We start from the raw sequence: 13,010 nt of genomic DNA, 5'->3' as shown, positions 1-13,010 counted from the left end.
AAAACCGCCCTCGTGGCGGTTTTTTCATGCCTGCACCTGCCAGCTGTCACCCAGGCATTCGCGCAGGTAGTCCATGAATAGGCGTACCTTGGCGGTCATGGCGAAGCGGTCGGCCAGGCACAGGTAGATATCCATCGGTTCGGTCTGCGCGTAAGCCTGGCCGTTGTCACTGTATTCGAACAACGGCACCAATGCGCCGGAGGCCAGGTGCGGCCGCACGATGAACTCGGCCAGGCGGGTAATACCGCCATCGTGCAGGGCCATCTGGGTCAGGGCATCGATGTCGTCGCTGATCAATACACTGCCGAACTCCGCCTCGAAACGCAGCCCGTCGCGCATGAAGCCCCACCGCAGAAAGCGCCCATCCACCGGGTAGCGGAACACCAGGCAGCGATGATCGCGCAAGGCCTCGGGCGTAGCCGGCACGCCAGCGCCTTGCAGGTACCCGGGTGAGGCACAGCAAATGAACGGAATGCGGGCGATATGCCGGGCCAGCAGCTGGTCTTCCAGTTGCGGGGCAATGCGCAGGCTCACGTCGACGTCTTCTCGCGCATGGTTTACCCGGCGGTCAGTCGTTACCAACTCTATCGAAAGTAGGGGGTAGCGGGCACTGAACGCGGGTATCAGCGGTGCCAGCACGTGGCGGCCGAAGGCGGACGTCGAGGCGATGCACAGGCGCCCCTGGGGTTCACTGTCGGGTGTGGTGACGGCCTGCTCGGCCAGGGCCAGGTCGCGCTCGATGTGCCTGACACGCTCATAATACTGGGCACCAGCTGGCGTCAGCGCCATGCTGCGCGTGGTACGACTTAGCAGGCGCACCTGCAAATGGCCTTCCAGGCGTGCCAGGTTCTGGCTGACCGCTGCCGGGCTCAGCCCCAGGTTGCGTGCGCCAGCGGCGATGCTGCCAGCTTCGACCACCTTGATGAAGCTGCGGATGGCGTTGAGCAGGTCCATGCGTGAGCTCTTGGATTCGTAAGAATCTATTTATAAAGAACTCAATCCAGCTGGTCTACAGCAGTAGCCAAGTGCATTGCTAACCTGCGCCTCCACTCACCTTTCAGGAGTTCGCATGAACAACCTGTCCCAGGCGCGTAGCCGGCGCAAACTGCACCCGGGCGCCACGCCCTATGTCTTTGCTTTCTACATGTCGTCGATAATGGCGTTGTTGATGTGCTTCGTGATCACTGCGGCGAATGCCGGGGTTACCCCGGAGTATCTGAGCAATGTGCTGAAGGCTTACCAACTGGCGATGCCGGTGGCGTTTGTTTGTGTGTTGATGGTGAGGCCGGTGGTGGTGCGGTTGGTGGCGATTACGGTACATGCAAAGTGAGGCAACCCGAACCTAGGCACGTTACCTGCTTTTGATCTTGATCTTGCTCTTGATCTTGCTCTTGATCTTGATCTTGATCTTGATCTTGATCTTGATCTTGATCTTGATCTTGATCTTGATCTTGATCTTGATCTTGATCTTGATCTTGATCTTGATCTTGATCTTCGCGACTTCAGGAGGCCGAACGAAGGGCTCCTGAAGTCGCAATCTGCGTCGCCTGAACTATCGCGCGCTTAGAAGCAAAAGCCGAAGCAAGAGCAGGAGCAGGAGCAGGAGCCACTAGCTCACTGCTGCGAGGCGATGGCCTTTTCTATAGCTGCCCGGAACTCCGGATCATCCGGTTTGGTCAGGCTGGAGAAGTTACCGATCACCTTGCCCTTACGATCGACAACGTACTTGTAGAAATTCCACTTCGGCGCACTGCTCTGGCTGGCAAGTTCAGCGAACAACGGTATCGCATCCTTGCCCCGCACCGGCTGCGTCTTGGTCATGGTGAAGGTAACGCCGTAGTTGGCATAACAGACCTTAGCGGTCTTCTCGCTATCAGCATCTTCCTGCTTGAAGTCGTTGGACGGCACACCAAGCATTTCCAGACCTTGTCCGTGATACTCCTTGTACGTCGCCTCCAGCCCCTCGAACTGCGGCGCAAAACCGCAATAGCTGGCCGTATTCACCACAACCAGGGGCTTGCCGGCAAAGCGCAGGCACAGGTCGACCTGCTCCTTGCCACGTAACTCCGGCAGGCTGCCCTGCAACAACGCCGGGCAATCGGCAGCCCAGCTCGATGTGCCGGCAAGCAGGGCCAGTACCGGCACCGTCAACCAATGTGCACGCATGGTTCGTTTCTCCCGCATTACAATCCTTGAGCTTGCAGGGTAGCGCCTAACAAACGCTCATGCCCAGCTGCATCAATGCCATCCCGCCCTGGTGCCAGCCCCACCACACCAGCGCCAGCAGCAACAGGGCGGCAACGGCCAGTAGCCCGCGGGCCAGGTAGCGGTTCATGCGGCCTGGGCCTGCAGGCGGGCGACCGGGCGTTCGCGCACCGGCCAATTGAGGGCGGCGGCCAGCAAGCTGAGCAGGATGGAAATCTGCCAGACCAGGTCGTAGCTGCCGGTGCGGTCATACACCACCCCACCCAACCAGCCACCGAGGAAGGCACCCAGCTGGTGGAACAGGAAGACGATACCGCCGAGCATGGACAGGTTGCGCACCCCGAACACCGTGGCCACGGTGCCATTGGTCAGCGGCACCGTGGACAGCCACAACAGGCCCATGGCGATGCCGAACAGGTAGGCACTGATCTCACTCACCGGCGCCCAGAGGAACAGCAAGATCACCACCGCGCGCAGCAGGTAAAGCCCAGTCAGCAGACGCGGCTTGGACATGCGCCCACCCAACCAGCCAGCGGTGAAAGTACCGACGATATTGAACAGGCCGACCAGCGCCAGCACCGTGGTACCGGTGGTCGCAGCCAGGTGCTGGTCGACCAGGTAGGCCGGCAGGTGTACACCAATGAACACCACCTGGAAGCCGCAAACGAAGAAGCCCAGCGCCAGCAGCCAAAAGCCGGAGTGCGAGCACGCCTCGCGCAGCGCCTGGCCCAAGGTTTGTTCAGCGCCATGGCTAGGCAATGGGCGGTCGCGCAGCAGGCCGACGAAGGGCACGATAAACGCCACCATCAGGCCCAGCACCAGTAACGCAGCAGACCAGCCCAACCATTGGATCAGGCCGAGGGTGCCCGGCAGCATGGCGAACTGGCCGAATGAGCCGGCGGCGCTGGCAATGCCCATGGCCATGCTGCGCTTCTCTGCCGGTACTGCACGCCCAACCACGCCGAGGATGACCGAGAACGAGGTGCCGGACAGGCCGATACCGATCAACAAGCCGGCACTCAGCGACAGCGACCAGGCCGAATCGGCCATGCCCATCAGTATCAAGCCAACGGCGTACAGGATACCGCCAATGATCACCACCCGCGCCGCGCCCAGGCGGTCGGCCAAGGCGCCAGCGAACGGTTGCGCCAGCCCCCAGATGAGGTTCTGCAAGGCAATGGCGAAGGCGAACACTTCACGCCCCCAACCAAAATCGGCGCTCATCGGCGCCAGGAACAGACCGAAGCCGTGCCGCACACCCAGGGACAGCGCCAGGATCAACGCCGCCCCCATCAATACCCACCCGCTGGTTCGCCACACCGAAGTCATTGTCGTTATCTCCAGCACATCGCAAGGTTTACGGGTATATACCCGCTTAAGGTCGTAACAATTCAGGCCAGTTGGTCCAGCAAACGCACCAGCTCATCCCGCTGCCCTACTCCCAGCCGCTCCACCAGCTCGGTCTGCGCCTGCTCCCAGGCGGGATGAGCAGCGTGCAGCAGTTGCGTACCCGCCTCGGTCAGCAGCACCACGCGGTTGCGCTGGTCGTCGCCATCGGCCAGGGCCACCAGCCCTTCAGCCTCCAGCACCCGCAGGTTGCGGCCCAGGGTACTGCGTTCCAACCCCATGGCTTCGGCCAGCGTGGTGATACTGGGGCGGTCGAGCCGCTGCAGGTGACGCAACAGGGAAAACTGGGCGACATTGACCCCAAAGCCGGCAAGCGCTTCGTCGTAATGCCGGCTCACCCCGCGGGCGGCACGACGCAGATGGGTACAGATACATTCACTGGTCAGCATGGATACGTGTATATACCCGCGTCTTGGGTGTTGCAAGAAGTTTCATACATACAGCAGGCCTGCACAGTCCCCCTGTAGGAGCGGCCTTGTGTCGCGACAGGGCTGCAAACCAGCCCCGGCAAGTTGTGCACCAGCGCTGATATCCTGGGGCCGCTTTTGCGGCCCTATCGCGACACAAGGCCGCTCCTACAAGAGACGCGTATGCCGACAGTTCAAAGGCCCAAGGCCAGACCCAGCACCACAACCAGTTCGAGCAGCTCCAGCATTGCACCGGCAGTATCGCCAGTCGTCCCGCCCAAGCGTCGGCACATCAGGTGCCGCAACCAGGCAAACACCGCCAGCGCCAACACCACAATCCACCCGCCCAGAAACAGGCAGAAAAGCGCACAACCCAGCAACACCCAGCCGGCAGCACGCCGGGGCAGATGCTGGGCCAGCGCCTGCCCCAACCCACCTGGCCGCACATAAGGCGTGCCAAGGAACAGGCCCAGCATCGCCGCCCGCCCGATCACCGGCGCCAGCAGCAATTGCGCCCCGATGCCCCGCTCGACCAACACCCACAAGGCACAGAACTTCAGCAACAGCACCAGCACCAGGGTGACCACGGCAATTGGCCCGCTACGAGGGTCCTTCATGATCAGCAGGGTGCGTTCGCGGTCGCCAAAACCACCCAGCCAGGCATCAGCACTGTCGGCCAGGCCATCCAGGTGCAAGGCTCCGCTAAGCAACACCCACAACGTCAGCAGCAAAGCCGCGTGCAGCGGTGCCGGCGTACCCTGCAGCAAGTGGCTGGCCAACCACAGCAACAGGCCGAACAACAGCCCGACCAGCGGGTAGCACAGCAGTGAACGCCCCACCTCGCGCGGTGCCGGCATGCCCGGCAGGCTCACTGGCAGCCTGCTGAGAAACTGCAAGGCAATCAACAACGGCAACATCTCAGCGCGCCTCGACCAGTTGCCCATCGTCACCGAGCACCAGCCGCAGCAACGCGCCATGCCCGACTTCGACCTGCAGCAACTGCTCCCTCGGCATGCCACGGGCACGGGCCAGCAACAGGCGCATTACGCCGCCATGGGTGACCAGCAGCACGCGCTTGCCGGCATGTTGACGGCTCAGCCCCTCGACAGCAGCCAGTACCCGCTCGGCAAACGCCTCGACCGGCTCGCCATTGGGCGGCGTAAAGGCGTAAGGGTCCACCCAGAAGCGCCCCAGTGCATCCGCCTGGTCTTCCATGATTTGCGCTGCGCTGCGGCCTTCCCAATCGCCGAAATGCAGCTCCTGCAGGGCCGCCTCTCGCTGCACTGGCAGGTTCAGCCGCGCACCCAGTTCATCGGCAAAACGCGCACAGCGCTGCAGCGGCGAGCTGACCAGCACTTGCCACGGGCCGGCCTCGGCCACGGCGCTGCGCATCTGCGCCCAGCCCTTGTCGGTCAGGGCATCGTCAAGGCTGCCACGCAGGCCGCCTTGTTCCGTTTCGCCGTGGCGCAGCAGGTCGAGGATCATGCCGGGCGGTCCGCCACTGCCGCTTCGGCAAAGGTCGCCATCTGCCCGTGCAGCGCACAGGCCAGGCGCAACAGTGGCACCGCCAAGGCTGCACCACTGCCCTCGCCTAGGCGCAGGCCCAGGGCCAGCAACGGCTCGGCCTGCAATGCGGCGAGCAAGGCCTTGTGCCCAGGCTCTGCACCTTGGTGGGCGAACAGCAGCCAGGCACGGCATTGTGGGTTGAGGCGCACTGCGACCAGCGCGGCCACACTGCAAATGAAGCCATCCACCAGCACTGCGATACCCGCCTGCGCACAGCCAATGTAGGCACCGGCCAACGCCGCAATCTCGAAACCGCCAACACAACCCAATGCCTGCAATGGCTCATTGGCATGCAGGCCATGCAGCTTCAGCGCCCCCTCGATGACCTCGGCCTTGTGCCGCACCCCGGCGTTGTCCAGGCCGGTGCCCGGGCCGCTGAGTTCAGTGGCCGGGCAGCCCAGCAGCACACTGGCCAGGGCTGCGGCTGCCGTGGTGTTGCCAATGCCCATCTCGCCACCGATGAACAGCTGCGCGCCCTGTGCGGCGGCGCGCTGGGCGCTGTCGCGACCGGCCTGCAGGGCGGCTTGCAGCTGGCCCTCGCTCATCGCCGGTTGGCGGGCGAAGTTGGCCGTGCCGGCGCCCAGGCGCAGGTGACGCACGCCGGGCAATTCCAGGTGCGGGTCGATAGTACCCAGATCGACCACCTCCAGGCTGGCCTGCAGCTGGCGCGCCAGCACGCTGATCGCCGCGCCACCGCCGACGAAGTTGCGCAGCATCTGCCCGGTCACCGCCTGCGGGTAAGCCGAGATGCCCTCTACGACCACGCCGTGGTCGCCGGCAAAAATGGTGATCGCGGCGTTATCGAGCGATGGCCGCTCCCGCCCCTGCAGGCCAGCCAGCTGAATGGCCAAACCTTCCAACTGGCCAAGCGAACCGGCAGGTTTGGTCAGCTGTTGCTGACGGGCGCGGGCCTGGTCCATGGCGGCGGTGTCGAGGGGTTGGCAGGCGTCACGCCACCAGGCTTGGTTCATAGTGCAGGTCCTTTGAGTATTAAGGGCAGGCCAGCCACGGTCAGCACCACGCGCTGACAGCGTTCGGCCACGGCCTGGTGCAGCCAGCCGGCCAGGTCGACATAGCGCCGGGTCAGTTCGCCCATGGGTACCACGCCCAGGCCAGTTTCGTTACTGACCAGGATGACGGTGCCCGGCAGCTGCTCCAGGCAGGCCAGCAGGGCATCACGCTCCTCGGCCAGGCGCTGGTCGTCTTCCAGCATCAGCAGGTTGGTCAGCCACAGGGTCAGGCAATCCACCAGCAGGCAACGCCCTTCGGCCGCTTCGGCGCGCAGCACCGCAGCCAGGGCAAAGGGTTCTTCGATCAACCCCCAATCATCTGGGCGACGCTGGCGGTGCAGCAGCACACGTTCGTTCATCTCACCATCCAGCGGCTGGCTGGTGGCAATGTAGGTCACCGGCAGGCCACTGGCGCTGGCCAGCTGTTCGGCCAGGCGGCTCTTGCCAGAGCGGGCGCCACCAAGGATCAGGTTGCGCATGTCAGGCCACCCCACAAAGTTGGCGCAACTGCGCGGTGTCCAGGTGCTTTTCCACCAGGTCGGCCAGGCGCTCGATATCGCGTTCGCGCAAGGCTTGGTAATCGATGGTCTGCGCATCTTCCAGGCCGGCCCAGCGCAGCAGCGCCGCACAGGACTGGCTGCCCTCGAACAGGCCATGCAGGTATGTGGCGATAATCTGCCCGTCGGCGCTGATGGCGCCATCGCAGCGGCCATCGGCAAGCTGCACGGCGGGTTGCTCCAGGGCCGGGCCGGTGGTGACGCCAGCATGAATCTCGTAACCGGCAACCGGCGCGTCTTCCAGGTACAGGGTCCCGGTTACATTACACAACTGCTTGTCGGCCTCCAGCACCGTGGCATAGTCCAGCAGGCCCAGGCCAGGGCTGGACCCGGCCGGCCCTTCCAGGCCCAGCGGGTCGTGCACTTCGCGGCCGAGCATCTGCAGGCCGCCACAGATACCGATCAACTTGCCGCCATAGCGCAAATGCCGCTCGATGGCCTTGTCCCAACCGCGCTCGCGCAATTGTGCCAGGTCACCGCGCACACTCTTGGAGCCCGGCAGGATGATCAGGTCGGCAGCCGGGATTGGCTGGCCCGGGCCAATGAACTGCAGGTCCACCTGCGGGTGCAGGCGTAGCGGGTCAAAGTCGGTGTGGTTGCTGATGCGCGGCAGTACCGGCACGATCACCTTGAGCACGCGTTCGCTCTTTGCACCCTGGCGCATATCGATGCCGTCTTCGGCCTCCAGGTGCAGGTCGGTGACATAGGGCAGCACGCCCAGCACCGGTTTGCCGGTACGCTGCTCCAGCCAGTCCAGCCCCGGTTGCAGCAACGCGATGTCGCCACGGAAGCGGTTGATGACGAAGCCCTTGACCCGCGCCTGCTCGCTGGCCGACAGCAACTCGAGCGTGCCGACCAGGTGGGCGAACACACCGCCACGGTTGATGTCGGCAACCAGGATCACCGGGCAGTCCACCGCTTCGGCAAAGCCCATGTTGGCGATGTCGCCGGCACGCAGGTTGATCTCCGCCGGCGAGCCCGCGCCTTCGACCATGACCACCGGCCAAGCGGCGCTCAGGCGCTGGTGCGAGGCCAACACTGCCTGCATGGCGATGGCCTTGTAGTCGTGGTAAGCCACCGCGTTCATGCTGGTGACGGCACGGCCATGGATAATCACCTGGGCGCCGGTGTCGCTGTTGGGTTTGAGCAGCACCGGGTTCATGTCGGTGTGGGGCTCCAGCCGGCAGGCCTGGGCCTGCACTGCCTGGGCCCTGCCGATCTCACCACCATCGGCAGTCACTGCGCTATTCAGCGCCATGTTCTGCGGCTTGAACGGCACCACGCCGACGCCCTGGCGCAACAGCCAGCGGCACAGCGCGGTCACCAGCGTACTCTTGCCGGCGTCGGAGGTGGTGCCTTGCACCATGAGGGTGGTCATGCCGTTTCCTTTTGATAAGCCGCCAGGGCCTGGGCCAGGCGCTGCTCATGCGCCGCGCATTCCGGCAGCCCAAGGCGTACCGCCGGCGGGTGCTCGAACAGGCGCACCAGGATGCCGCGGCGGGCGAGAAAGTCATGCAGCTGCGCAGCGCACTCGCTGCGCACGTACTGGAACAGGTCGCAGCCGCCACTGGGCGCCAGGCCAGCGCTGCGCAACAGCACAGCCAAACGCTGGCTGGCGGCGGCACAGCGCTCGATCTGCGCGCGCTGGGCGGCCTGGTTTGCCAGGCTGGCCTGGGCCAGCACCCGAGTCGGGCCGTTGACGGTCCACGGGCCGAGCAACTCGGCCAGGCGCAGTAGCAAGCTGCGCTCGGCAGCAACGAAGCCCAGGCGCACCCCGGCCAGGCCGAAGAACTTGCCAAACGAGCGCAGTACGACCAAGCCAGGGCGCTCGGCACAATCGACCACGCCTTCAGCCGGGGTGTTGTCCATGAACGCTTCATCGACCACCAGCCACCCACCGCGGGTGGCCAGGCGCGCGTGCCAAGCCAGCAGGCGCTCGCGCGGCACCCTGCGGCCGGTTGGGTTGTTGGGGTTGACCAGCACCAGTACGTCGAGGCTGTCGAGCGCCGTCTCGACCTGTGTTTCGTCCAGCTCCACCAGCTGGTGGCCCGCCCGCTGCCAGGCATAAGGGTGTTCGGCATAGCACGGCGTCAGCACCCCTACCCGGCCCGCTGCGCGCAGCAGCGGCAAGGCCTGGATCGCGGCCTGGGAACCTGCCACCGGCAGCAGCTGGCGGGCACCGTAATAGGCACGTGCAGCATCTTCCAGGCCGTCCTCGGTCTCCGGAAGGCGGGCCCAGGCGTCCACGGGAATTGGCGCAATCGGGAACGGCCAGGGCGCGATGCCGCTGGACAGGTCGAGCCACTGCTCACGCGCGATACCGTATTGCCGCACCGCACGTAGCAGGCGGCCACCGTGTTCAAGCATTGATATAAGCCCCCAGGCAGATCACCAGCAGCCACAGCCACACGCCGCGCTGTACCAGGCCCCAGCCGCGCTCGATGGCGTCGGCATCGGCCATCGGCCCCTCACCCAAACGTGGCCGCTCATGCAGTTCGCCGTGGTACACCGCCGGGCCACCGAGCTCTACCCCCAGCGCACCAGCACCAGCGGCCATTACCGGCCCGGCGTTGGGGCTGTCCCACAACGGGCCCTGCTTGCGCCAGCAGGCCAGGGCCAGGCGGGTCTTGCCCAGCAGCGCATAGGTCAGCGCCACCAGCCTTGCGGGAATATAGTTGAGCACATCATCAACGCGCGCCGCACACCAGCCGAAGCGCTCGAAGCGTTCGTTGCGGTAGCCCCACATCGCGTCCAGGGTGTTGCTCAGGCGGTACAGCACCACGCCCGGCGCCCCCGCCACCACGAACCAGAACAGCGCAGCGAACACCGCGTCGCTGCCATTTTCCAGCACCGACTCGGTGGCTGCCCGGGCCACCGCGGGTTCATCCAGTTCGCGGGTTTCGCGGCTGACCAGGTAACCGACACGGCGCCGCGCCTCCTGCAGGTCGCCCTGGCGCAAGGCGTTGGCCACCGGCAGCACATGCTCGCCCAAGCTGCGCAGGCCCACCGCGCAGTACAGCGCCAGCACGTCGACCAGCCAGCCAATGTAGGGCAGCCAGGACAGAATCAACGCCATCAGGGTCAGCGGTACCACGGCCAGGAACCAGGCACTCACGCCGTGGCTGCGCCAGCCGCGTCCACCTGCATTCATGCGGCGCTCCAGGCTACTGGCCATGTTGCCGAAGGCCACCAGCGGGTGGCGCCGCTGCGGTTCGCCCAGCAAGGCATCCAGGGCCACCCCGGCCACGGTCAGCAAGGCCACGCTCATTGGCGTTCTCCCCATTGGTTCTCGTACAGCATTTCACTCAAGGGCCGCTCTTCGGCCCAGTTTTCCTGCACCAGCATGGGTGCCGGGTAGAACTCGGTAACCGGCCCCAGGCACAGCACCGCCACCGGCTTGGCCCCGGCCGGCATGCCCAGCAACTGCGCCAGCGCCAGCGGGTCGAACAGCGACACCCAGCCCATGCCCAGCCCTTCGCCACGCGCCGCCAGCCACAGGTTCTGGATGGCGCAGGCCAGCGAGGCCAGGTCCATTTCCGGCAGGGTGCGGCGGCCGAAGATGTGCGGCTCGCGGTTGTCCATCAAGGCGGCCACCAGCAGCTCGGCACAGTCGTTGATGCCCTCCACCTTCAGCTTCATGAAGGCATCCGAACGCTCACCGAGCGCCTCAGCGGTGCGCACCCGCTCCGCCTCCACCAAGGCCTGGATGCGTGTGCGCAGGTCGCGCTGGGTAATGCGAATGAAACGCCAGGGCTGCATCAGGCCAACGCTGGGCGCCTGGTGCGCGGCGGCCAGCAGGCGGCCAAGCAGTTCCGGCGCTACCTCGCCCCCGGCGAAATGGCGCATGTCACGGCGCTCGCCGATGGCCCGGTAGATCGCGGCGCGCTCGGCGTCGCTATAGGCGTGTTCACTCATGGTCGCAACAGCGCCGCCGCCGCATCCGGGTTGGAGGGGAAGTAGAAGTGCACGTAGGAAGCCGTCAGCCGCCCCAGGCGATACACCGCTTCGTTGCCACGCCCACCGTTGGGGCTAAGGCCACGGGCAATCGGCTCCTGCGCGGTGCTGGTCAGCGAGTGGTGATAGGTGTGCCCGCGCAAGGTGCCTTCGGGCAGCTCTACCGCCTGCAGCGCCAGGGCCGCCAGGCGCTTCTGCATGGTCGCCTCGCCTGGCAGCAGGCCGAGTAGCTCGGCACGTTCGCCGGCCACGTCGGTCAGGGCATCGAGCAGGTACAGCATTCCGCCGCACTCGGCCAGCAACGGCTTGCCCTGGGCGTGATGGGCACGGATCGCTTCGCACATCGGCGCGTTTGCGGCCAGCGCCTGGTGATGCAGTTCGGGATAACCGCCCGGCAGATACAGGCTGTCTACCACTGGCAGCTCGCAATCATGCAGCGGCGAGAAGAATTCCAGCTGGGCACCCAGGTTGCGCAGCATGTCGAGGTTGGCGCCATAGGTGAAGGCAAACGCTTCGTCTCGCGCCACGCCGATGCGCACACCGGCCAGCGAGGCCGCACAGGCTTGCGGCTCAGGCTCGGCAAAGGTTACTGGCGGCGGCAAGGCCGCGTCACAGCTGGCCCCAAGCGCCTCGGCAGCAGCATCCAGGCGGTCATCCAGGTCATTCAGCTCGCTGGCCTGCACCAGGCCCAGGTGGCGGCTGGGCAGCTCGATGCCGCGCTCGCGGGACAAACCGCCGTACCAGCGCAGGCCTTCGGTCAGGCTGCCTTCCAGCAATTGCGCGTGGCGCAGGCTGCCCACCCGGTTGGCCAGCACGCCGGCGAACGGCAGGTCGGCCTGGTAGCGCGCCAGGCCCAGGGCCAGGGCGCCGAAGGTCTGGGCCATGGCCGTGCCGTCGATCACCGCCAGCACCGGCACGCCGAAGTGACGCGCCAGGTCGGCGCTAGACGGGGTGCCGTCGAATAGCCCCATCACCCCTTCGATCAGGATCAGGTCAGCCTCGCCAGCCGCCTCCCACAGCAGGCGGCGGCTCTCCTCGGCGCCGATCATCCACAAGTCCAGCTGGTACACCGGTGCGCCGCTGGCCCGCTCGAGGATCATCGGGTCGAGAAAGTCGGGACCGCACTTGAACACGCGCACCTTGCGCCCGAGGTTGCGGTGCAGGCGGGCCAGGGCGGCGGTGACGGTGGTCTTGCCCTGGCCAGAGGCCGGAGCCGCGATCAGAACCGCGGGGCAATGGCGCGATTGACTCACAGTTCGACGCCCTTCTGTGCGCGGATGCCAGCCTGGAAGGCGTGCTTGAGCATGCCCATCTCGGTCACGGTATCGGCCAGCTCAATCATTTCGGGTTTGGCCGCTCGGCCGGTGACGATCACATGCTGCATTGGCGGGCGAGCCTGGATATCGGACAGCACCTGATCAAGGTCGAGGTAGCCATGCTTGAGGGCAATGTTCAGCTCATCCAGTACCACGAACTGCACGCTCGGGTCCTGCAGCAGCTGGCGCGACACCGCCCAGGCGGCTTCGGCGGCGGCGATGTCGCGCTGGCGGTCCTGGGTTTCCCAGGTAAAGCCCTCGCCCATCACGTGGTAACGCACCTGTTCGGGGAAGCGGCGGAAGAACAGCTCTTCGCCGGTGCTGTTGCGGCCCTTGATAAACTGCACCACACCGCACTGCATGCCATGGCCCAGGGCGCGCGCGAGCATGCCGAAGGCCGAGCTGCTCTTGCCCTTGCCATTGCCGGTCAGCACCAGCAGCAGACCGCATTCGTTGGGGGAATTGGCGATGCGTTCGTCGATGATCGCCTTTTTGCGCTGCATGCGCGCCAGGTGGCGTTCGTCGCGTTCGGTGGGTTCGCTCATCAGGGTTCTCCGCAGGCTGGCGCCACGGCAACGCGCGGCGACA

General features: G+C 65.5%; 17 protein-coding genes. 1 reads left to right on the top strand and 16 read right to left on the bottom strand.

From position 1 onward, the window contains the following. Nucleotides 1-24 precede the first annotated feature (24 nt). Nucleotides 25-954 carry a LysR family transcriptional regulator gene (locus ABE456_RS06800; protein ID WP_346643240.1) on the bottom strand — a complete coding sequence of 310 codons (930 nt, stop codon included), beginning with the start codon at nt 952-954 and terminating at the stop codon, nt 25-27. Nucleotides 955-1,069: 115 nt separating this feature from the next. Between ABE456_RS06800 and ABE456_RS06795 the strand changes: the two genes are divergently transcribed. Beyond that, nucleotides 1,070-1,330 carry a DUF2798 domain-containing protein gene (locus ABE456_RS06795; RefSeq protein WP_346643239.1) on the top strand — a complete coding sequence of 87 codons (261 nt, stop codon included), beginning with the start codon at nt 1,070-1,072 and terminating at the stop codon, nt 1,328-1,330. A 21-nt stretch (nt 1,331-1,351) separates the two neighbouring features. On the opposite strand, the gene ABE456_RS06790 is transcribed toward ABE456_RS06795, so the two are convergent. From ABE456_RS06790 to cobO, 15 genes are all read right to left on the bottom strand, one after another. After that, nucleotides 1,352-1,537, bottom strand: coding sequence for a hypothetical protein (locus ABE456_RS06790; RefSeq protein ID WP_346643238.1), 186 nt, complete (start codon nt 1,535-1,537; stop codon nt 1,352-1,354). 77 nt (nt 1,538-1,614) lie between these two features. After that, nucleotides 1,615-2,166 carry a glutathione peroxidase gene (locus ABE456_RS06785; RefSeq protein WP_346643237.1) on the bottom strand — a complete coding sequence of 184 codons (552 nt, stop codon included), beginning with the start codon at nt 2,164-2,166 and terminating at the stop codon, nt 1,615-1,617. A gap of 46 nt (nt 2,167-2,212) precedes the next feature. Then, nucleotides 2,213-2,335 carry a hypothetical protein gene (locus tag ABE456_RS06780; protein ID WP_268934213.1) on the bottom strand — a complete coding sequence of 41 codons (123 nt, stop codon included), beginning with the start codon at nt 2,333-2,335 and terminating at the stop codon, nt 2,213-2,215. Continuing rightward, a complete protein-coding gene (locus ABE456_RS06775; protein WP_346643254.1) occupies nt 2,332-3,525 on the bottom strand; it encodes an MFS transporter in 1,194 nt (397 codons plus the stop codon). Before ABE456_RS06775 ends, ABE456_RS06780 begins: the two co-directional genes overlap by 4 nt. Before the next feature lie 71 nt (nt 3,526-3,596). After that, nucleotides 3,597-4,001: a MarR family winged helix-turn-helix transcriptional regulator gene (locus ABE456_RS06770; RefSeq protein ID WP_346643236.1), complete on the bottom strand. Its 405-nt coding sequence runs from the start codon at nt 3,999-4,001 to the stop codon at nt 3,597-3,599. Between the two features lie 212 nt (nt 4,002-4,213). Next, nucleotides 4,214-4,936, bottom strand: a complete 723-nt coding sequence (locus ABE456_RS06765) for an adenosylcobinamide-GDP ribazoletransferase (RefSeq protein WP_346643235.1) — start codon at nt 4,934-4,936, stop codon at nt 4,214-4,216. 1 nt (nt 4,937) lies between these two features. Then, nucleotides 4,938-5,504: an alpha-ribazole phosphatase family protein gene (gene cobC / locus ABE456_RS06760; protein WP_346643234.1), complete on the bottom strand. Its 567-nt coding sequence runs from the start codon at nt 5,502-5,504 to the stop codon at nt 4,938-4,940. Further along, on the bottom strand, nt 5,501-6,556 hold the full coding sequence (gene cobT / locus ABE456_RS06755) for a nicotinate-nucleotide--dimethylbenzimidazole phosphoribosyltransferase (protein WP_346643233.1): 1,056 nt from the start codon (nt 6,554-6,556) through the stop codon (nt 5,501-5,503). Before cobT ends, cobC begins: the two co-directional genes overlap by 4 nt. Then, nucleotides 6,553-7,074 (bottom strand): bifunctional adenosylcobinamide kinase/adenosylcobinamide-phosphate guanylyltransferase, encoded by a 522-nt coding sequence (cobU, locus tag ABE456_RS06750; protein ID WP_346643232.1) that lies wholly within the window; start codon nt 7,072-7,074, stop codon nt 6,553-6,555. Before cobU ends, cobT begins: the two co-directional genes overlap by 4 nt. A 1-nt stretch (nt 7,075) precedes the next feature. After that, the gene (locus ABE456_RS06745; RefSeq protein WP_346643231.1) at nt 7,076-8,530 is read right to left on the bottom strand and encodes a cobyric acid synthase; all 1,455 of its coding nucleotides are present in this window, start codon (nt 8,528-8,530) and stop codon (nt 7,076-7,078) included. After that, nucleotides 8,527-9,519, bottom strand: coding sequence for a threonine-phosphate decarboxylase CobD (gene cobD / locus ABE456_RS06740; protein ID WP_346643230.1), 993 nt, complete (start codon nt 9,517-9,519; stop codon nt 8,527-8,529). The genes ABE456_RS06745 and cobD overlap by 4 nt, the downstream gene beginning before the upstream one ends. After that, nucleotides 9,512-10,420: an adenosylcobinamide-phosphate synthase CbiB gene (cbiB, locus tag ABE456_RS06735; RefSeq protein ID WP_346643229.1), complete on the bottom strand. Its 909-nt coding sequence runs from the start codon at nt 10,418-10,420 to the stop codon at nt 9,512-9,514. Before cbiB ends, cobD begins: the two co-directional genes overlap by 8 nt. After that, the gene (gene bluB / locus ABE456_RS06730) at nt 10,417-11,067 is read right to left on the bottom strand and encodes a 5,6-dimethylbenzimidazole synthase (protein WP_346643228.1); all 651 of its coding nucleotides are present in this window, start codon (nt 11,065-11,067) and stop codon (nt 10,417-10,419) included. Before bluB ends, cbiB begins: the two co-directional genes overlap by 4 nt. Continuing rightward, nucleotides 11,064-12,359, bottom strand: coding sequence for a cobyrinate a,c-diamide synthase (locus ABE456_RS06725; RefSeq protein ID WP_346643227.1), 1,296 nt, complete (start codon nt 12,357-12,359; stop codon nt 11,064-11,066). The genes bluB and ABE456_RS06725 overlap by 4 nt, the downstream gene beginning before the upstream one ends. Next, nucleotides 12,356-12,967, bottom strand: coding sequence for a cob(I)yrinic acid a,c-diamide adenosyltransferase (cobO, locus tag ABE456_RS06720; protein WP_172225412.1), 612 nt, complete (start codon nt 12,965-12,967; stop codon nt 12,356-12,358). The genes ABE456_RS06725 and cobO overlap by 4 nt, the downstream gene beginning before the upstream one ends. Nucleotides 12,968-13,010 lie beyond the last annotated feature (43 nt).

This window comes from Pseudomonas sp. TWI929 (assembly GCF_039673335.1).
Lineage (GTDB): Bacteria > Pseudomonadota > Gammaproteobacteria > Pseudomonadales > Pseudomonadaceae > Aquipseudomonas.
The sequence above is the reverse complement of the archived record's forward strand: the minus strand, read 5'-3'. Positions and strand labels throughout refer to the sequence as shown.